The following is a 21235-nucleotide window of genomic DNA, read 5'->3' as shown; positions in this document are numbered from 1 at the left end:
CATGCGCAAGAATGTACTGGTGTTTCGTCCCATTCCGTCCGACCTGCTCGCCCGGATCGAATCGGAGCATGACGTGATCGTCGCCGACCCGCGCCAGCCGGCGCAACGGCCGGCCTTTCGCGCCGCGCTGGCAAACGCCCACGGCCTGATTGGCTCCAGCGTCAAGCTAGGCGCGGCCGAGCTGGCGGAAGCCGGCCAGCTGGAAGTGATCTCGAGCATTTCGGTGGGGGTCGACAACTATGACCTCGCCTGCCTGCGCCAGCGTGGCATCGCGCTGTGCCATACGCCCGGCGTACTCACCGAAACCACCGCCGACACCGTCTTCGCGCTCATCATGGCGGCCAGCCGCCGCCTGGTCGAGCTCGCCGCCCATGTGCGCGAAGGCCGCTGGACCGCCAATATCGGTGAAAGCCTGTTCGGCTGGGACGTCCACGGCAAGACGCTGGCGATCCTCGGTTTCGGGCGTATCGGCCAGGCGGTGGCACGCCGCGCGGCGCTTGGCTTCGGCATGGAGGTGCTTTACGTCAACGAGACTGCCGCCGAGCCACCCGATCTCGTGGGGCGCGCCACGCGCACGGAACTCGACGACGCCTTGCGGCGCGCCGATATCGTCGCCGTCACGCTGCCGCTGACCGAGAACACGCGTGGCTTGATGGGGCAGCGCGAGTTCGCGCTGATGAAAGCGGGGGCCATCTTTGTCAACGGCGCCCGCGGCCAGATCGTGCAGGAAGACGCGCTGCTCGCGGCGCTCGACAGCGGCCACCTGCGCGCGGCCGGGCTCGATGTCTTTGCCACCGAGCCGCTGCCGCAGGATTCACCACTGCGCTGCCATCCGCGGGTGACCGCCCTGCCCCATATCGGCTCAGCCACGCATGAAACCCGCCGCGCCATGGCGGAACTGGCCACGCGCAATCTGCTGGATGCGCTGGCGGGCCGGCCACCCGCCGCGCGCTTCGACCTGACAGCCATGGCCGCCTAGGTGGCTTAAACCGCATAAGCTGCTTAAACCGCTGTCCAAACTTTCCCGCAAGGACCATCCGCAATGCCCCGTTCCATTCCCACGCTGTGCGGCTCGATCATGGGCGAGCCTTTCACCTTCAATGTGCGCATCCACAATGCGGCTTACCGGGCGCTGGAGATCGACTACACCTTCGTCTGCTTCGGCGTGCAGGACGTGCCCGGCGCCGTGCAATCGATCCGCGCGCTGGGCGTGCGCGGCATGAATGTGTCGATGCCGCACAAGCAGGCCGTGATCCCTCACCTCGACCACCTCGACGAGACCGCGCGCGCCATCGGCGCCGTCAATACCATCAACAATGTCGATGGGGTGCTGACCGGCTACAACACCGATTGCATCGGCGCTGTCCGTGCCTTCCAGGAGGTGACCGAACTGCCGGGCAAGCGCATCGCGCTGCTGGGCGCGGGTGGCGCGGCAAGGGCCATGGCCTATGGATTGCGCGAGGCCGGCGCCGCCGTGACCGTATTCAACCGCACCGCGGCGCGCGGCGAGGAACTGGCCGCGTCGCTTGGCCTGCGCTTTGGCGGCGCGTTGTCCGACTTCCAGGCGGCAGACTTCGACATGCTCGCCAACGCAACGGCCGCCGGCTTTCGCGCGCCCGATGTCAACCCCGTGGCCGGGCAGCTCGCCGCCCACCTGATCGTCATGGACGCCGCCTTTATCCCGGTCAGAAGCAAGCTGATCCGGGATGCCGCCGCGCTTGGCTGCCGCACCATCGACGGCACGCGCATGATGCTGCACCAGGCCTGCGCCCAGGTCGAGTTCTACACCGGCTGCGCACGCGCGCCGATCGAGGCGATGGAGGCGGCACTGCTGGAGGAGATCGCGCGCTTGTCTTAGCCGGTGCAGCATGGCCGTCGAATTGGTCAGCTGATTGCCCGAGTCGATAACGAGCAACGATGGAAGGTGACGCTTGCAGCTTCTAGCGACACGGCTAGCGCTGCGCGGACTTCCGGCTCGAGGACGAGATCAAGACACGTCCAGCCGGAAATGGCTGTGCCGTGATGCGAAGCACGCCAGCGGCCCTCGCCGATTTGCAAATCGTCTTCTGTCGTATAGGCATTCGGCTCGCCGGAGAGACCCATGCCGAGCGCCTTCAGCAGAGCTTCCTTGCGGGTCCAGATACTGAGCACGGTGGCGGCCGAATCGGGGCGCGCCGGCGCAAGCGCCTCCTCCTCGATCGGAGAGAAAATCCCGCGTCCAATGCCCGCAACGTCCAGGCCGTCAATCCATCGCTCCACATCCACGCCGACGCGGCAATCCCATGCGAAAGCGAGCAGCGTCATCCCGTCAGTGTGGGAAACACTGAATGCGAGCTTTGCGGCGTGCGGCCACTGCAAGACGGGCTTGCCGAACGGCGTAACACAAAAGCGCAGGGATTCGGGTCTGCAGGTCAGATAGCCGCCGATCAGCCAGCGGAGAAGGCTTCGACGGGCAATGAAGGCGTTGCGATTCCTTTCATGTCTGTAGGCTCGGGCACGCTGTCGCTCATCCGGCGAAAGCGTGTGGGCGAGCGTCGAACATGCTGGTTCGATAAGATCGTCATTCAGCACCCACACATGCACGGCGCTATCCGGCAACGAGAGGTGGCTCGGATCAGGCAATAAAGGCGACGCGGTACGCCCCGCGTTGCGTGCGGTGACAAGATCGTGCTGCATGCCGTTCGATCCCCACTCACGCCTTGCGGCGCCTCATGAAACACACCTGCCGCGTCATGCGTTTGCCAACCCCTCGTCCAGTAGCGCCGCGATGACCTGCAAATTCGGTTCGACGAGCATATCGGCATGGTCGCTAGGCACTTCTGCAATCATCAAGCCGCCGCGCGCGACACGCCGCCATAGCGATATCGGATCACCCCAATCCTGATGTCGAATCGCCGCGCGCACATAGACAATCGGCCCCGCGTGATACGGCTGCGGCCGGTAGGTCGTCGTTGCTTGTCTCATCGCTTCGCGCACGCGCCAAAGCGCAGGCGGGAACGATTCGGTGTAGGCGTCCGGCCGGCGCGTCATGCGCCCGAGGCTCATTCCCACGCGATTGGCCGCCTTCCCAAGCATGTACGTCAGGTAACCGAAAAGCTGCGACGCAGGCACCGCGCGCAGCCTGCGCCACTGGTAGCTCGAATTGCTGCAGCAGTACCGCATCCAAGCACGCCATGGCAGGAAATGCTCGTGCACATAGGTATCGAGCAGGCACAGGAAATCGATGTGCTCGCCAGCGCGCATCAGCTGTTGCGCAATCTCAAGGGCGACCAGTCCGCCGAACGAGTAGCCGGCCAGCGCGTACGGTCCGTCGGGCTGCACGGTGCGCATCTGTTCGATGTAGCTGGCCGCCATGTCTTCGACGCACCGCTGTGTCGGCTGCTCGCCATCAAGGCCTCGTGCCTGCAGTCCATAGACCGGACGCGGACTACGCAGCGCGCAGACCAGCCCCCAGCATTCCATCACCGAGCCGCTCAAGCCATGCACGAGGAATAGCGGCGTCCCGGTGCCGGCGCGCACGGGCACGAGGATCGGCGACGGCGGCTGCGGTGCGCCCTCGTCGATCGCCGCGGCGAGGCGCGCGATCGTCGGCGCGATCAGCAGCGTCGCGAGTGGAATCGTGCGCCCGGTCGACTGATGCACGTCGGCGAGCAACCGCGCTGCGAGCAGCGAATGACCACCCAGGTCGAAGAAGTTGTCGTCGCGACCGATCGGTGCGAAGTCGAACAGCTTCTCCCACAACACCTGCAAATGCCGTTCCAGTTGTTCGCGCGACTCGCCGACGGCTGGCAATTCGCGCGCCGCAAGGTTCAGTGCCGGATGGTTCCGGATCGCGTCGAGGCATCCAGGATTGCGTAGCGCCGCGGCATTGCCGACCGGCAAGCCGTTGACCGCATTGCGCGCGGCTGCTTCGGACAGCTTGCCGTTATAAGTGACCGGCAACGCATCGACGGCGATGATCCGGTCCGGCACGTGCGATCGCGAGGCACGACGTGCGAGGTCGCGGCGCACTCGGGCGGCCAGCGCGCCAGTCAGCGCGACGCCATCGTGCAAGACCAGCAGCAGCACGATGCGCTGGTCGTACCTTTCCGCGTGCGTGCGGTCAGGCGGCGTGACGCGTGACCGCTGCTCGACCACCAGCGCGTCGCGAATGTCCCGGATATCACTCAGCACACGATAGATTTCGCCCGGACCGACGTTGACGCCGCGCACATTCAGGACTCCATCGGAACGGCCGTGCAGCCGCGCGGTGCCTTCCGGCGAAAATTCGATGCGATCGCCGTGCGTCCAGACACCTTTGTTGCTGGTGAAATAGGCAGCGTGAAACCCCTTGCCGTCCGTGTCGCCAAAAAAACCGAGCGGACGTGAAGGAAACGGATTCGCGCAGACCAGCTCGCCGATCCGGCTGGTGCGGGCACCCTGTTCCCACGCCTGAACATCGAGCGCGAGGCTCTTGCATTGGGCTTCCCCCGCATAGATCGGCAGGTTCGGATTCCCTAGCACAAAGCAGCCGAGAATATCCGTGCCGCCCGAGATCGACTGCAGGGGCAGCGGCTTCACGTGATCGCGCACCCATTCGAACTGCGCGTCGAACAGCACCGCACCCGTCGACATCATCGCGCGTAGTGCGCCGAGATCAAATTGCTGCCCTGGCACCAGGCCCGCGTCCTCGCACATCTTCAGGTAAGCGGGACTTGTGCCGAACACGGTGACGCGCTCGTCGGCGACGAGACGCCACAACGCATCGACCGTCGAGATCGGACCGTCATACGTAACGATCTCGGCCCCGGACGCGAGCGCCGACAACTGCCAGTTCCACATCATCCACGCGCAGGTGGTGTGAAAGTACAATCGATCGCCGGGCCGCAGGTCGCAGTGCAGCCGATGCTCCTTCAGATGCTCGAGCAAGCTGCCGCCGGCGCCGTGCACAATGCACTTCGGCTTGCCGGTAGTGCCCGACGAGAACATGATGAAAAGCGGATGGTCAAACGGGAAGCGCCGCCACACGAACCTCCCGGCATCGCCGCTGTCGATCAGTTCACCAAGCGAATAGATCCGCTGCTTGACGGTGCCGGGCAAGGTTCCGTCGTCGAGCCGGACGACACCCTGCAGCGACGGCAACGCAGCAGCCAGATCGGCGATGTTATCCGCCAGCGACATGCCCGTGTCGAACGCCCGCTCCGCGGCGTGCGCGAACAGCAGCCGTGGCGCTAGCGGCGCGAAGCGATCGAGGATCGTCTCGACGCTCATCTCGGCCGCAGCGGTCGACAGCGTTGCACCGAGCGCGGTGACGGCCAGCGCGGCAACGACCGCGTCTGCGTCGTTGCGCATCACACCAACCACGCGGTCCCCATCGCGCAGCCCCAACTCCGAGAGCGCATGCGCGAGACAAGCTACTCGATCGCGCAGTTCGCCGCGAGTCAGTCGTACACGTCGGCCATCTGCGTGACATGCGGTCAGCGCGGGGGTGTCGGGTGCCGCTACCGCCAGGCCAAGCAGGTTGTCCGCGTAGTTCAGTTGAAGCTGCGGGAAGAAGCGGGCATGCTCGCACTCGTCGCCGACGCAGACCGGCTCAGTGCTGCCGGACCACTCGAGCCCCTGCGACCACTGCACGAAGCATTGCCAGAACGTCCGGTACTCCCGTACCGAGAAGTCGTGCAGCGTATCGTAGTCATTGAAGACTTGGCCGGTATATGCCTGCAGGGCAGTGGTGAATGCCGTCATTTGCGACGCTGCGGCGCACTGGGGCGTGCTGCTATAAATGGGTACGCGTCCCACGGTCGCGATGGGGCAGAACGACGCGTCGAACGGGCAAAAGCGATCCATCCGATTCTCCACTGAGACCGGCGCACACCGTTCGAAGCAACGGCGTGTTCTGATGATCCAGACTAGTGACTCGCCATATTTTGCTCTGTGCGAAATCGCACGAACTATTGCCAAACCACAGGCAACGACCGGCCAGCTGGCGTGGACATGACTGGGGCTTCAACAAGTTCGTGACCCCGGGGCGACTTCACTGAAACAGCAAGGCGCCATCACAGCGACGAGCGAGTCACTATCAAATCGGCACTGCCGATGCTCATATGAGCACCGTGCGTTGGCTCCTACTGGCAATGTCATGAGCAAGTAACGGAGATGATGTAGAAGATTGCACTTCACATACCAACTGGGCAATATCCACGCGCATGTCAACTCGCCGTAAATTTCTTCTCTCCACAGCCGCCGCCGCGACGGTTCCCCTACTGACAGCAACACTGAGTGCATGCGGTGGAAACGATAATTCGGTAGAGGTGCCAATCTCCGATGCCGAACTCCGGGCGCAGATGATCGGAAAACTGAGCGCAGAGCTGAACGACGCATCGACTGCCAATGTCATTGAACCATTCCTGATGGATGTTGGCTTCACCTGGGACCTTCCTTTGATTCCCGCAGCACAGGTCAATACCATCGTCGCGTACGGCTTTGGCAACCGGCCCAACACCGCAAGTGGCAATACGTCCAGCACCGGGGCAAATCAAGTCGCCCTACCCGACCCGGGACCCATCAATGAAGAACTCGCGGACGTGGTGCACCGGATTTATCAACTAAAGCCGGTCAAGGTATTCGCGCAATGGGAAATTGCGCGCTTTCTCGTGTCCAAATACCAGATGAGCAGTGCCAACCTTCAATCGATCGAGCCGATTGTGGCGAGCGACGGCACGATCACCTACCTGAGCACCGATGGCGTGGCAGCCGCGATCGTCGCCCTTGAAGGCACTGCTGCAGCGCTGGGTGCGGTCGCCGTCGTTGGCCATCGCGACCACGCGAAACGTTGCATAAACACTTCCACGGCGCGCGGCATGAATGCGTACGCTGTCAAGGAGGTCGCGCTGCCCGTTAACTACGATCCACTGTCAGGGCAGCCCTGGACGCGTCGCCGCGATCTCTACCTCGCGCACGACATGTATGCCCAGTTGGCCGTCAAGACCGGAACCATGATCGCTCAGGCTTACCCCCACGGCTAAATCGCGGCGACTATCCCCCAAGCACATCCATTCAAATCATGTCAACACGCCGCAAATTTCTTCTTTCCGCATCGACAGTCGCAACGCTACCCGTCATGGCGACAGCACTGAGTGTCAGCGGGAATGCCATGGCAGCCGACACTCTCGTTTCCGACGCCGAGCTCAAGCGACAGATGATCGGCAAACTGATCCTAGAGCTGAACGACTCGACGACCGCCAACTCCGAAGTAGCCTATCTGCAGGACATCTTCTTCACCTGGGACCTTCCTTCAATCAACGCGGCTCAGGTCAGTGCCATTGTCGCCTATAGCTTTGGCGACCGACCCAATGCGGCAATCGGCAGCGGAACGACTCAGTCCACGCTGCCCGCACCGGGCCCCATCAATGAGAAGATTGCAGATGCCGTGCACCAGCTCTATCAATTGAAGCCCGTCATGGTATTTGCACAATGGGAAGTGGCGAGCGTGCTCGCGTCCAAGTACCAGATGAACAGTACGAACCTTCAATCGGTCAAGCCACCCGTCGTCGCAAGCAACGGCACGATCACCTATCCAACCCTCGATAACGTGGCGGCAGCCGTTATTGCGCTTAAAGGAACAGCGGCGGCAATGGGTACGGTGGCGATCGTCACACATCGGGATCAAGCCAAGCGGGCTATACAAATTTCCAGGGCACAAGGTATGAACGCTTATGCTGCGCAGGAGATTACACTGCCTGTCGACTACGATTCCCAGGCGTCACAGCCCACGAACCGTCGCCGCGATCTCTACCTGCTTAGCGATATGACCAATCAGTTCGCGACTTTGCGCGCGAACTTGATCGCTCAGGAATACCCAAATGGCTAGGCGTAGTATGTGCTTGTACGGAATGCCTAGCTCGCCAATAAGCCACAACACCTTTTGCACATTGAATGAACTACGTCTGCCCCATACCGTAAGCATGCAATCCTCGTCATTCCAACCGATTCTGGTTCTTCCCGATTATAAATGGGTCCCGTGTCCGCTTTGGCGCGGTCTCGTCCCCGTTCGGTCGCGGTGAGGCGGGAAGTCGACCTCGTACCGCGGCGCGGCGCGCGCCTCGTCGCCCTTTATTCGACCGTGCATAAGGAATGGGCGGTATCCACAAGCGCGGAGTACGCCCCGGTTGGCGCCTCCTCTTCCGATGCATAGGCACCGCAGTCCCTCTTTCTCTCGTGCGGTAACGCGCGCCGCGGCGTGTTGACGCCCCCGACGGCGCGCCGCCCGGTCTGCGTCGCGCAGTAGTCCAGGGTCTGACGCAGCACCGTATCCACGCTGCGCAGCGAAATGCCATGGCGTGCAGCCACTTCCTCGCGGGTCAGTTCTTCCAGGCGCAGGCCCACCAGCACGCGCCGGTGACGGCCCGGAACGTTCTCCAGCGCACGATCGAGCGCCGCCAGATCCGAGCGCGCTTCCACGACGGCTTCCGGCCCCGGTCCATGGTCGGCAAGATGCTCGAACACGGTGTCCGCATCGGCCAGCGATGGCCAAATACGACGGTCACGCAACTGATCCGTCGCGAGGTTGCAAGCGACGCGATACACGTAAGCCTCGGCGCTACGTACCGCGTCAGGGAGTGTCGCGCTCCCCAGGCGCAGCCACGCCTCCTGCAAGCTGTCGCACGCCATGTCCGGGCAACCAATATGGCGCGTCAGGCGTCGGCGGAGCTGGTCATAGTTCGATACCAGGAAGTCGCGCAGGACGACCCCGGACTCACCAGCATGGGAGGCCGCACCGGCCGCGCCGCCAGTTGTCCCGGGAGCCTTGATGCAATGCGGAATGCTCGTATCCATGAGACGTCCATCTCCGTGTTCCACTACGAAGTCCTTAACCGCACGGGTGATTCCAGCGCCAACACTCCCGCCTCGACGCCGTCATGCCGAACGCTGTGAGGCGTTGGAGAAGGCGATGCCACGATAGGCGCGGATGCCGCTGGATTAGCTGCTACCGGATCTGTTTCAGATTGCGGCGCTCGTCGTCGGTCAGTCGTTCCAGCTGGGCAGGATTGAAGCGCCCGCCCAGGCCGACGAACTGCACGGGACTCGCCGGATCGTATGGCACGCTGGATTGGAGGCCGCCAGCAGGCGCCTTCTTGCTCTCGCCATCAGCGGGCGACGACGACTCCGTGCCAGCGTCGAGCATGCGCACCGTGAAGATCGAAGGCAGGTTCTGCCGCTGCGCTGCGCGATCACGCGTCATCGCATCCTGCGCAGCGGCGGCAGCTTGCGACGCCGTCGAACTGGCATTGGCCATCGCCCCCACATTCACGGCGGCGACCACCGGCAGCCCAGTCGATTTCCCCTGAACCTGCACGTTGGCCGCGTTTACCACCTGCAGCGCCGCGAAGTTGACATTGCCCGAGACCCGGATGCCCGCCTCGCCGGCATCGATGGTGCCCAGCGGCGCCACCAAGTCCACGTCCCCGGGCGGCACCTCCGGAATCGGGCTCAGCGTGGCGATGCCCGCGCCCGAGGACGGCACGTTTGGCGAGACCGTGACATTGCCCAGCCCGTCGTAGACCCGCTTGGGCGGGGTGTACAGCACGGTCGTCTTGGCACCCCGGCCGGCGTTGATGTCGCCTTCCGACGACCAGCCCTGGATGCTGCCGCCGAAGGTGGTCATGATGCGCGACAGGCCCAGCAGGATCGAACCCTTCGAGTAGAGGGCGATATCGCCCGCCCCTTGCGTGATCAGGCCCGCGCCGGTCCCCGCCGGCACGCCCTCCACGCCGATGAGGGTCCTGCCGCCCGGGTTGAGCATCTGGATGTCGCCGCCGAAGTTGGTGCGGATGCCGGCGTCCGTCGTCACGGGTACTGCCTGGCCGTTCACCGTCCTGGAGCCCGTGATGCTGCTGAACATCGTGATGTCGCCCTGGTAGCCGATCGCCCTGCCCTGCGCGTCAGCGCTCGGGAACAGCATCGCAATCGCCTCGCGCCCGCGCAGGTAGCTGCCGTAGCGCGAACTCGCCGGGTCGTTGTACTCGCGTCCACCGAGCAGCAACTCCTGGAAGTAGACCTGCCGCGCGAAGACGCCCTGCTGCTCGCCAGGCAGCGCCAGGAAATACGCTAGCGCATCGGCCGCCGCTCCCTTGTAGCCGAAGCGCTGCCGCAGCCAGGCCAGCAGTTCTCCGTCGTAGGCATGCGCCACCTTGCCGCTGCCCGCCAGCGGCGTGCCGGCGTTCAACTGGTTCGCCGCATCGAAGTACAGTTTGGCGAAGCCCGTGTAGTCGGGGCCGTTCGCGCCGACACCGGCCAGCACCGTGATGCCGGCCCCGCCCGACTTGTTCGACGGGTTGACGACATCGCCCGCGCTCGTCAGCGCGCCGTCATAGCCCTGGTACAGGTTGCGCCCGGCCTGCAGCTGGAGCAGGCCCGGCCCGGCGATCGTCACCGACTGGCGGAAGATGTCGCGGCCGGCCTGTATCAGCGTGATGTCGCCCGCATCCAGGTTCAGGAAGGCACTCGGCGTCGTGCCCGTGCCGACGATATCGCGCCCGGCGATGACCTGGAACGGCTTGGCGGCGGCGTACCAGGTCGTCGGGAACGGCTGGAAGGAGCCCGGGCCGAACCCTGGCGACGGATTCTGTACCTGGCCGAGCGTCAGGTCGACGATATCCTTGCCGGCATAAACGAGGGCCGGCCGATCGTCGGCCGCATGGAGATTTCCCAGCGGCGTGTCCGGCCCGAACGCGATCGGACTGCTGCGCGTAAAGCCCAGATAGGCCGACGTCGGACTCGCATTGTTCGTGCCTCCGCCACCGACCGCCGTTTCGAAGACCGGGCGCAATGGCGTCGCCAGCGTGCTCATGTCAGCGCCGGACATGGCCACCACCTGGCTCGACCCATAGATGGAGCCCGCCGCCAGCAGTTCGAGCTGGCCGCGCGGCGACGGCACCAGCTCGAGCACCGGATACGAGAGGCCCGGCAACGGCTCGGCGAAACGGATATCGCCGTTGGCAGCCGCGACGATCAGCGTGCCCGGATAGAAACCGTTGCTGTTCTGCACGCTGTTGCCGGCGGTCCCGCCCGGCAACGGCGCCACATCGCCACCGGCGGAATACAGCCGGATCGCCGATCCCGGCGTCCAGAGGCTGAATGCGGAGGTACCGCCATTCGGGACGAATGTCGTGCTCCCGTCCGCGTTGCGCAGCAGATAGGGAATGCCGGCCTGATCGACCGGCGTGCCCATGCCGGCATCGGCGGCACCCGCGATCACCAGGTCGCCGCGCGTGGCGATGTTGACGACACCGTCGCCTGGCGTCACCGTGGGACCGGGCGTCTTCGCCGAGCGCTTGAAGACGTTGGCTTCGACCGCGCGCGGATCGAACGACGTGAACAGGGTGCCGCCTTGCGCGACCGCGAGCGCGCCGATGGAGCCGGCATTCACGTTGATGTCGCCGCGCAGGTTCGTGATCGCGCCATAGTAGTCAGGCACCTGAATGGCGGTCGGAAATACCGCATTGAGCCCGTCGCCGATCTTCAGCGTGAGATCGCCGCCGCCGGTCGCGACCACCGTGCCGTCGGCCAGCACGCGCCCGGTCGAGGCCACCGCGAGGTCGAGCCCGGTCGGGCCACTGCCGGTCACGCCGGCATTGCGGCCGGCAATCACGCTCAGGTTGCCGCCGCCCAGGGTGCCGATCCCCTGGAAGCCGGTCATGGAGCTATCCACCTTCCAGCCGGAGGTCCGCGTCAAGGTGCCGAAATTGATCCACCATGCCGTGGGATCGGCGGACACGCCGCCGCCCTGGCGCCAGAGCCAGTTGCCGGTCAGGTCCGAATCGACATAGCGGGAATTGTTGTTGGCGATCTGCACGCTGCCCGTCACGTCCTGCTGGGCCATGAGAAGCAGGTCGCCGCCATGCTCCGGGTACCAGGCATGCAGGCCGCCGCCCCGCGTGGCGATGATGTCGTAGGGATTGCTGCCGTCCGCTGCCAGGATCGGCGCCGATTGCGTGCCCGCGGTGTAGACGCCGTACGGGGTCGCCTCGCTGAAGCTGCCACCGGCCAGCAATTCGAGATTGCCGGTGCCGGTGCGCAGCACGCTGAAGAAGGTGCCGTTCAAGGAGGCGTTGTAGCTCGGATCGCTGAGGGTGAGATTGCCGCCTCCATTGAGCGCGCGCACGGTCTGCAAGGCGCGTTGGTCCGCGCCGGCCAGGTCGGCACCGGCAACCAGGCGCAGCGACGCGGATGGCGCACCGGCCGCCAGCATCGCCGCCGCGGCCGACGCGGCGCCCGCGCCAGGAGCCCCCTTGCTGACCAGCGTCGTCGCGACACCCGGCAGACGGATCCCGGCCTCGAACAGCAGGCCGTCCGAGGCGGACAGCTTCGTGCCCGCGGGGATCGTGTCGCCGACGTAGTAGATGGTTCCATCCGACCCGATGAGGCCGCCGAGGTAGTTGTAGAAATCGTCATTCGGCACCGTCCAGCTCGTCATCAGGTAGACATCCTTCGACGCGACATAGCTGGCACCCGGCGTGCCCCAGTAGCCATCCTGGAGCGAGAACTCGGGACTATTGGTGATGTCCAGGATGCCGTCATAGACCGCCGGCTTGCCCGCGACCGCCCGGAAGCCGTCGGAGATGCTTCCCTTGACCGCGAGGTTGCCGCCGGCCCGGATCACCAGGGCCAGCGGCTCGCCCGCGCCGTAGCTGGCGGACGTGGCATCGCGGTCGGCGCCGGGACCATAGCGGTACCCGGCCAGGTCGATATCGCCGGATACCGTCAGGTTGCCCTGCGGGGTGGCGCTCACCACCTCCACGCCGGGGCGCAGGTGCAGGGCGTTGCCATAGGCGGACAGCCCCGCCATGCGGCTCTGCAGGCCGGCATTGGCGAGCGCGCCGGCCATGAAGGCCTGGCTGTCCCGATCGACGAGATCGAGCCAGCCCTGCGTGATGACCTGGCCGACGGGATCGCCCGGATCGGCCGGCGCGTTCGCATAGGTGGCAAAACCGTTGAGCTGGATGCTGCGCGCTCCGCGGATGATGAGCGGTCCGGCTGCCGAGATGGCGACATCGCTGCCGGTCGCATTGGCCGGAGCCCCCATGCCGGTCGCACTCGCCGCGGTCGCGCCGACGCGCTGCGCATTCAATACGACATCGCCATAGGCCACGCTGCCCGGCGTCGACAGGTCGATGGTCGCGCCAGGCAACAGCATCAGCACCCCATGGGCCGCACTCAGCTCCACGTGGCCGCGGTTCCTGGCCTCGATCGGCAGCCCGTAGCTATCGGCCTGCAGCACGGTGCCATGCGCATCGAGCACGGCACCCGATGCCAGCGTCAGCCCGTTGGCGGCCGACAGGCGGATCGTGCCAGGGGCCGCGCCCGATGCATCGATGGTGCCGGTCACGGTCAGCTGCCCGCCGTCCGTTGCGATCGACACCTTGTGCGCCTTCACACCATCGCCAACCACGAGGTCGCCCTGCCTGGCGGTGAAGCTGCGGGCATCGAAGAAGCCGCCCCGGGTCAGCGCGGCGTTCAACCCCGCGAAGTCGGCGAAGCTAGCCGCCCTGGCACTGAAGCCGCCGCTGGCCTGGCCATCGGTCGCGCCGCCATTCAGCGTTCCGTTCAGCGCGACCCGCCCGTTGCCCGCATCGATCGTGATCTCGCCGGCAATCGCATGGATCGCCGAGACGTCGATCACCGCGCCGGCTGCCTGCGCCACGCCGCCCTGCGCGCTGTTGAAGCTGGCCGTGCCGCCGAAGCCATAGACCGTGGCCCGCTGGATGGTCGACGGCTGGCCGCTCAGGTCGATGCGGCTGCCGGCGTCCAGCGCGATGTCGTGGGTGGCATTCACCACCAGCTTGCCGCTTGGCAGCAGGATGGTGCTGCCGATGGCGACGCTGTCGCCGCCCAGGTCGATCTCCGCGCCCGCGATGGTCGAGCCTGCCTGGCTCGGCGCCTGGCCTTGCGGCGCCACCACGTTCAGCGCCCCGCCCGCCGTATAGGCCATGATCGACTTCTGCATGCCGGTCAGCAGCGGCGTTGCCAGCGTCAGGTTGCCGCCCGTGCCGCTCTGGCCGAACACCGCGCCAGGGTCCGCGCTGGCCGCCTGGTAGACGAAGAGCGAGCCGTTGCCGGCCGACACGATCTTCTCGCTGGCCCTCAAGTTGACGTTGCCGAAGCCATAGGCCGTGCGGCTGGCCTTGCTATTGTCCAGCGACACGAACTGGCCGAGGTCGATCTCCCTGGCCACCAGGTCCAGCGTGCCCAGGCCCGTTCCCGGGCCATTGCCCACGATCGCCGGCGGCGTGGCACCGGCGATGCCGTTCCAAGTGATCTTGCCCGCCGCGATGGTGGCATGATCGCCGGCCCCACCCCAGCCATAGATCGCGGGCGTGTTCAGCACCAGGTTGATGCCGGCGCCGGCGGCGTCCAGGCCGGCGCTGCCGAACAGGTTGATCGCGCTGGACGCACCCAGCGCGATCGTCTGCAGTGCCGGCACGCCCTGCGGCAAATCGCCACTGACCAGCCGGTTGAACAGCGCCTGGTCGAACAGCAGCCCGGCCGGGGCACCCGCTGCGGCAATGTCGCCGCTGCTGCCGACGTTGATGGTGTTCATGGCCAGTGCAATATTGCGCGAACCAAAGCGGGCGCCTGAGTCCATGTTGACCCCGCCGTTGGTGGCAAACGCCAGCGTGCCCTCGGAGTACAGCTGCGACCCTGCGCCGATGGTGATGGCGCCGGTGCCCTGCGAGCCGAGGAAGTCCAGTTTGCCGTTGGACAACGCCAGCACCGAAGTACCGTAGCCGGTGGTGTAGCCCATGCCGGTGGAGGCCGAGTCGAACGGCGTCCCGCCCTGGCCGATGGTGCTCAAGGTCACGTTGTTGCCGACGCCGATGTTCCCGCCGATCAGCACCAGTTCGCCGGCCCGGAGCGTGACGCCGTCGCGGATGGCGAGGTCCTGCCCGCCCTGGAACATCAGCGTGCCGTTGATCACGCCCACCGTGCCGTTGATCAGCAGTCGCGGGGATGCGATGGCATTCAGGTCCGCGGCGCGGACCGAGGTGCCGCCGAACCCCGGCGTGGCGGCGTCCGCGACGATCTCGCCCACGTTCGACAGGGCCACGGAGCCGTCGATCCCGCCCGCGTCGCCCCGCAGTCGCGCGGTCCCCGCGAAACTCAGCGCCGAGGTGCCCGGCGGCGTGCCGGGCTGCTCGAACTTGATCTGCAGGATCTTGCCGTCGCCCGGCAGCAGCGGGCGCAGGCCGCCGAACTGCGCCGCCCCGGCGGTGAAGAAGTCGGCGTAGCCTTGCTCGTTGTACTGCGCATAGCGGCGCACGGCCGTCCCCGGCGTGATCAGCGCCGTCAGCGGCAAGGCGCCGCGGAAACCGGTGTTGGCGGTGCCGGTCTGGACCGCGGTGGCATAGGTGCCGTTGCCGACCGAGGCAACGCCGCCGAGCGGCTTGCCGCCGCCCGCGCCGAGCTCCACCCGGTAGGCGCCGGGCAGCAGCGCGTAGTTGGAGGGCAGCAGCGTGTAGGTGCCCGCCGGCAGGCCGGGCACGCCCGCGCCCACGGCGATCTGCTGGCCGATGGCCGGGTCGCCGGCGCCGTTCTCCGGCGCCACCGGCGCGTAGCCGGAGGCATAGCCCGGCAGGATGGCGTAGACCTTGTCGCTCGCCTTGCTCAGCGGCGTGGCCGGGTTGGCGTTGACCAGCGGCGTGGTGAGGATGTTGACCGAGCCGCCGCGGCCCGAAACGAAGCCCGCGCCGGTCAGCGTGCCGCCGCCGGAGAGGTCCAGCGTCGCGCCGCCCTGGACGTTGACCGCCTGCGCGTCCAGCGTGATACCGGCCCCGGACCGCAGGATGCTGTTGCCGGTGAAGCCGGTGAGGTCCAGGGGCCGCACGCTGGCACCGCCGTAGGTGTAGGTCACGCCGTCGACGGTGCCGCCATAGGGCATGGTCAGGCCTGCCATCGAGACGGAGGTCAGGCTGCCGGGCAACAGGTCGACCCGCTGCGTCGCCGGGTAGTTGGTGCCCAGCGTGATGGCGCCGAAGGGGGCGCGCACGATGCCGCCCTGCTCGATGATGGCCGCCTGGAAGCTCAGGCTGCCGAACACGGACAGGGGGGCGTCCGGCAGGTCTGGCGTGGTGCGCCCGATCGTCAGCTTCGCCACGTAGCCCGGATTGTTCTGCCCCGCGATGACGGTGGCCCTCGCATTGGTGGCTGGGTACACCTGGGCGGCCTGCAGGTCGATGTCCCAGGCGCTGGCTAGCGTCGTCCCCTGGTCGACGGTGGTGGGCAGGAAGCGGATGCCGCCCTGGCTGACCAGCCGGGTCGTGCGGAAACCCGGAGCCGGTGTATAGACCCAGTCGTAGATGGACGAATCGTAGCGCCGGGTCTCCGCCGAGAAAGCGAGCAGCCCTTGGATATCGATCTGCTTCGCATCGACCTCGAAGGTCGCGACGGTCGGTGCCCCCGTGCTGCGCGGGTTGTAGATCGTGCCGCTGCTGTTGCCGTCCGGCACGATGACCGGCACCCCGCTGAGCAGGACGTACGGCGCGGCAATCCGCACGCTGCCCCTGGCCGGCGGCGTGGAGGCATCGGGAGACCCCGCCAGCACGGGCCCCGACGTGAACGCCCCCGCCGTCAGCGACACGCTCTTGCCGAGCGCCAGCGCGACGTCACCCGAGAACTGCATGTAGTCGCCGGACCGCAGCGCGAGCGCGTCGAAGCCGCCGGCCTTGACCGCGTCCGCGCTGACGGCGGCCCGGCCGAAGGCCAGCGCGGCGGCGTTCGTGCCCGCAGCGAGATCCGCGGGCAGCGACGGCGACGGCTGCGCCTGCGCCACGGTCATGATGCTCGGCACCAGGACGTTGGCCGGCAGCGCTCCGCCCAGGTTGGAGAAATAGGGCGTGAGCAGCGCAATCGACAGGCTGCCGCCGCTGGCCCCGGCACCGCCGCTGGCGGCGTGCAGAGTGCCGTCCAGGTAGAGCCCGCTCAGCGAATCGAGCGAGATGGCGCCACCATTGCTCGCCAGCGTGAGGGCGCCGCCCGCCGCGGCCCGCGCGTCCACCGTGCCCGCATCGACCACGACGCGGGCGCCGTTGGCGTCCAGCTCGGCGCCCGGGCGCACCACCACGAACGCGGTGCCGCCGCTGAGCTTGATGGTGCCGCCATCCATGACCGTGCCATAGCTGCGCCCCTGGGCATCCACCGCCGCGTAGCCCTGGCCCGAGACATCGAGCCTGGCGCTCGGGCCGACCCACACCGACACGCCGCGGCCGACGCCGGCCGCATCGAAATTGCGCGGGGTGTCGATGGAGCCGTCCGCTTCGTTGATCAGGCTGATGCTGCCGCCGTGTGCCGTCAGCGTGCCCTCGATATCGATCTGGCCGGTGGCGTCGATCTTGATGCTCTGCCCAGGATCGACGGTGATGGAGGCGTCCTTCTGCATGATGATCGACCCGCCGCCCATCAGGAGGCCGTTCTGGCTGCGGGTCTGCGAGCGCAGCGTCAGGCTGGCGCCGCCGCGCTGCGTGAGCGTCGCGCTCTGCGGGTGCTCGGCATACAGCGGTGGCAACCACAAGGACATCGCCGCGGAGGGATCGCTGCCCGAGGGCGCCACCAGACTGCCGGCGGTGATCCGGTACACGGGCATGGCCGGCGCGATGGCGGAACCGGCCACCAGCATGCCCAGCCCGGCATTGATGTCGTAGTTGGAGAAGCCCGCGCGGAAGAACGCGGGGCTGAGCGCCGGGGCCGGCGCCACCGACACCGTCTGTGGCAGGGCCGTGCCCGGTGGAATCACCGTGCCGGCCTGGTAGGTCATATCCTGCGCCTGCACCGAGCCGGCGGCATAGACGAGACGGTAAGGGTTGATCTGCAGGCCCTGCGGGAAAACGCGCGAGGGGATGACGGTCCCGGCCGGGATCGTGCCGGACCCGGACGCGCCGATGATCAATGTCCCGGCCGGCACCACCTGACCGGGGCCATAGTAGATGAGGTTGCCATCGGCGCCTCTGGCATACAAAGCGCTCATCCCGTTCGCGACGACCCAGTCCGCCGCGGTCGGTATGCCCGACCCGCCCGAGAGCGAGATGTCGATGGGAACGGGAACATCGAGCGGCAGCGTGTTGTGCGCCTCCGTCAGCGTGAAGGGCAAGGGCTGCCCGGCGGCAATGGTCAGCGGCCGCGTGAGCTGCATCCGCAACGGCGCCGCCGTGCCGGCGGCCAGCACGCCGCCGGCCAGCGAGGCGTTGTCGCCGACCAGCACATTGTTGGGCGAGGACAAGGTCAGCGTGCCGCAGCCGTTGACGCCGGCTGCGCGGATCACACCGTCCAGCACCATATTGCCGGTGACAGCGCTGACGCCGCCGGACACGTCGCCGGCAATCAGCGTGACATTGCCGCCCTTGCCGCCCATGGTCTTGCCGCTGGCCAGGATGGCCGCGCCGGACGAGACGTCGATCACGCTGCCGCCGGCGATGGTCACGTCTTGCGAGCCGTCGATGGTGACGTTGCCGCCATTGACATAGGCAAGCCCGGCAAGCCTGGCCGGATCGATGCGCGCATTGGTCCACACGCCGCGCACGTCGATCGTCCTGCCGGCCTCGAGCGTCAGTTGCGATGCGCCATCGGCCGTCATCAGCGCGCCGGGATAGCGGTCACCTGCGCGCGTGAACAGGTTCGATACGTTCACCGTGCCGCCGCGCGCCGTGATGTTGGCATTGACGTCGACGTTGGGCGCCACCAGGCTCAGCTGGCCGCCGTCGGCCAGCACCAGCGGCTGGCTCACCACGATGCGGCCTCCGCTGGCCAGGTCCAGCGCGCCGAGCTGGAAGCCGTTCAACATGCCCGCGTTCAGCCACACCGTGTTCTGCCGCTGCGGGTCGAGCGCGTCCGCTGCCCCCATGCCCGGCGTCACGCCCGCCTCCGTGCCGATCCTCACCTCGCTGGTGAACACCCCCGTGCGCCCCGGCCCCGTGTACTGCCCCAGCGCCAGCCCGCCCGCCTGCGCCACTGCGTACTGCCCCTGCTTGTAGCCGTCGGCCAGGCCGGCCGCGCGCGCCTGCGTCTGCTGCGCGCCGTTGAACACCTTGGCCACCACCTCGCCTTCGAGCACCGCCGTCGGCGCGCTCACCTGCAGGCGGCCCGCGTCGCGGCCCACCGTGTAGCCGTTCTGCAGCACCTGCTGCGGCGCGATCAGCGGGCTCGCATACAACTGCGTCGCCGTCTTGCCCCAGCGCGGGTGTTCGTCGTTGAAGCCCGTGTAGAGCCCCGTGTACAACACCCCCGCCGGCGCGTTATCGGCGTTGTGGAGCGTCCCGTCCGCCCCCTTGAACCACGTCTGCCTCAGGTACCCCGTCTGCACGTCCAGGCTGCCGCCCGACAGGTTGATCGACGAGCCCGCCTGCGTCACCACCTCCTTGCCGCCCAGCGTCACCGTGCCGCCCTGCGCCGCCCACTCGCCGATCCGGTGTCCCTGGTTGCCCAGGTAGCCGCCCACCTCCAGCAGCCCGCCCCCCGTGTACCAGCGCTCGGTCGCGTAGCCGCCCACGCCCGCCGGCACATACACCAGCCGGCGCCGGTCGATCCACACATTCGCATTGAGCAGGTTCCCGCTGTCGCGGTTGCCCGGCGCGTCGCGCTGCTCGTTGCCCTGCACATTGACCTTGACGTTGTTCGTGTCCATCGCCAGCGCCACGCCCACCGCCCCCGACACATCCAGCTGCGCCCGGTTGGCCACGAAGCTGCGACCCGTCGCGCTCACGGCGAGCTGCCCGCCCGTGGCCAGCGTCAGCGAGCCGCCATGGAACAGCACGTCGCCCCCGCTGACGATCTCCACGCGCGACTGGTCGCGCCGGTCCGAGAGCCTCGACAGGTTGTCGAACACCCCCATCGCCGCCCCCGCGCGCAGCAGGTCCTGCGCCGCCGAGTCCTGGATCAGCGCATCGCGCTGGCTGTCCAGCGCCGTGGTCTTGCCGTCGTCGTTGATCAGCACCGCCGTCACCGCGCCCGGTCCCAGCGTCACCCGCCCCTGCGTGTCCGCCGCCGAGTTCAGCAGGTGCACCGTGCCGCGCGTGTTGACCGTGGTCGTCGCCACCGCCACCCCGAGCTGCTGCACGTCGCGCCCGGCCATCGTCACGTCGCCCTCCGTGGCCAGGATCAGCCCGCTGTTGGCCACCTTGCCCGCGCTGCCGCCGGCCACGAACTGCGGCGAGATCTCGTTGCCGCGCGTGGTCGACGTGGTGTTGCCGTCGGTGCCCACCCCGCGCCGGATCACGAAGCTGTCGCCCGCGGCCAGCGCCGCCTGTCCGCGCGGCGTGGCGATCGTGCCCGCATTGCTGACCTCCCCGCCCAGCAGCAGCACATAGCCCCCGCCCTGCGTCACCGTGGCCGGCGTGCGCGTGGCGATCCGCGCGCCGGCCTGCACCTCCACCTTGCCCAGCGCATCGGTAAAGCTCGGCGCCGTGCCGTTGAACCCGTAGATGCCGTTGCTGCTGAACTGGCCGTCGCTGATCCTGGCTGCCGCCGCGACCAGGTTGCGCGTATCCACCTGGCTGGTGCCGCTGAAGATCACCCCGTTGCGGTTGACGATCATCACCGTGCCGTCGCCCCGGATCTGCCCCTGGATCTGGCTCGGCCGCGCCTGCGGGTCGTTGACGCGGTTCAACACCGCCCAGTCCGCCTGCTGCTTGAAATCCACCGTGGTGTTGCGCCCGACGTTGAAGGTCTCCCAGTTCAGCACCGCGCGGTCCGCGGTCTGTTTGATCGCCACCGTCGTCTTGCCGTCGGCCACCGTCTGCGCCGGCGCGTTGGCGTTGACCCAGCCCTGCGTAAGGCTGTTGGTGTCGATCTTCAGGCCGCCCTCGGCCAGCCCGTCCGGCACCGTGGCGTTCGCCGCCGCGGCGGCCGCACGCGCGCTGGCCTGCGCGGCCTGCATCGCCGCGATGCCCTGCGCGGCCGCACCCAGGTTGGCCAGCGAGCGCTGCAACTCGGCATTGGCCTGTTGCTGCTGGGCCGAGGGGCTCGTCAGCGCCGACACCGGCATGCCGTTGGGCAGGCGCCCAGTCTGCTGCGCCGCGCTCTGCGCCGCGCCCTTGGCCGCAAACCACGCACTGCTGAATGCCTGCTGCGCCTGCGCCGTACCCCAGACCCCGCCAGTGGCAAGCAGCATGGCAACGGCCCGGGTCAGCGGCGCCATGCGCAATGGCCATGCCGCCGGTGCCAGGTGTCGTGGTTTCGCTATTGCGCACTTGCGCCCGCGTGTGCTCAT

The 21235-nt window shown here is 67.3% G+C and carries 8 protein-coding genes; 4 read left to right on the top strand and 4 right to left on the bottom strand.

Features of this window, described 5'->3' with window-relative positions:
* Position 1: 1 nt before the first annotated feature.
* Positions 2 to 979 (top strand): 2-hydroxyacid dehydrogenase, encoded by a 978-nt coding sequence (locus ACX12D_RS08660; RefSeq protein WP_459373672.1) that lies wholly within the window; start codon positions 2 to 4, stop codon positions 977 to 979.
* Positions 980 to 1042: 63 nt separating this feature from the next.
* On the top strand, positions 1043 to 1858 hold the full coding sequence (locus ACX12D_RS08655; RefSeq protein WP_459373671.1) for a shikimate dehydrogenase family protein: 816 nt from the start codon (positions 1043 to 1045) through the stop codon (positions 1856 to 1858).
* 26 nt (positions 1859 to 1884) lie between these two features.
* On the opposite strand, the gene ACX12D_RS08650 is transcribed toward ACX12D_RS08655, so the two are convergent.
* Together ACX12D_RS08650 and ACX12D_RS08645 are read right to left on the bottom strand one after the other, a co-directional pair.
* Positions 1885 to 2676: a 4'-phosphopantetheinyl transferase family protein gene (locus ACX12D_RS08650; protein ID WP_459373670.1), complete on the bottom strand. Its 792-nt coding sequence runs from the start codon at positions 2674 to 2676 to the stop codon at positions 1885 to 1887.
* A gap of 54 nt (positions 2677 to 2730) precedes the next feature.
* Positions 2731 to 5826, bottom strand: coding sequence for an acetoacetate--CoA ligase (locus ACX12D_RS08645; RefSeq protein WP_459373669.1), 3096 nt, complete (start codon positions 5824 to 5826; stop codon positions 2731 to 2733).
* 359 nt (positions 5827 to 6185) lie between these two features.
* On the opposite strand from ACX12D_RS08645, the gene ACX12D_RS08640 reads away from it, so the two are divergent.
* Entirely contained in the window at positions 6186 to 7004 is an 819-nt protein-coding gene (locus ACX12D_RS08640; RefSeq protein WP_459373668.1) for a hypothetical protein, read from the top strand.
* Between the two features lie 38 nt (positions 7005 to 7042).
* The gene (locus tag ACX12D_RS08635) at positions 7043 to 7849 is read left to right on the top strand and encodes a hypothetical protein (RefSeq protein ID WP_459373667.1); all 807 of its coding nucleotides are present in this window, start codon (positions 7043 to 7045) and stop codon (positions 7847 to 7849) included.
* A gap of 242 nt (positions 7850 to 8091) precedes the next feature.
* Here ACX12D_RS08635 and ACX12D_RS08630 read toward each other — a convergent pair whose 3' ends face one another.
* Both ACX12D_RS08630 and ACX12D_RS08625 read right to left on the bottom strand, forming a co-directional pair.
* Positions 8092 to 8814: an RNA polymerase sigma factor gene (locus ACX12D_RS08630; RefSeq protein ID WP_459373666.1), complete on the bottom strand. Its 723-nt coding sequence runs from the start codon at positions 8812 to 8814 to the stop codon at positions 8092 to 8094.
* A gap of 151 nt (positions 8815 to 8965) precedes the next feature.
* On the bottom strand, positions 8966 to 21163 hold the full coding sequence (locus tag ACX12D_RS08625) for a filamentous haemagglutinin family protein (RefSeq protein ID WP_459373665.1): 12198 nt from the start codon (positions 21161 to 21163) through the stop codon (positions 8966 to 8968).
* Positions 21164 to 21235: the final 72 nt, after the last annotated feature.

This window comes from Cupriavidus sp. PET2-C1, from assembly GCF_054515855.1.
The sequence above is the reverse complement of the archived record's forward strand: the minus strand, read 5'-3'. Positions and strand labels throughout refer to the sequence as shown.

Coding starts and splice junctions, on each gene's coding strand:
- ACX12D_RS08660 (WP_459373672.1), top strand. CDS start 2: ATGCGCAAGAATGTACTGGTGTTTCGTCCCATTCCGTCCGACCTGCTC.
- ACX12D_RS08655 (WP_459373671.1), top strand. CDS start 1,043: ATGCCCCGTTCCATTCCCACGCTGTGCGGCTCGATCATGGGCGAGCCT.
- ACX12D_RS08650 (WP_459373670.1), bottom strand. CDS start 2,676: ATGCAGCACGATCTTGTCACCGCACGCAACGCGGGGCGTACCGCGTCG.
- ACX12D_RS08645 (WP_459373669.1), bottom strand. CDS start 5,826: ATGGATCGCTTTTGCCCGTTCGACGCGTCGTTCTGCCCCATCGCGACC.
- ACX12D_RS08640 (WP_459373668.1), top strand. CDS start 6,186: ATGTCAACTCGCCGTAAATTTCTTCTCTCCACAGCCGCCGCCGCGACG.
- ACX12D_RS08635 (WP_459373667.1), top strand. CDS start 7,043: ATGTCAACACGCCGCAAATTTCTTCTTTCCGCATCGACAGTCGCAACG.
- ACX12D_RS08630 (WP_459373666.1), bottom strand. CDS start 8,814: ATGGATACGAGCATTCCGCATTGCATCAAGGCTCCCGGGACAACTGGC.
- ACX12D_RS08625 (WP_459373665.1), bottom strand. CDS start 21,163: ATGGCGCCGCTGACCCGGGCCGTTGCCATGCTGCTTGCCACTGGCGGG.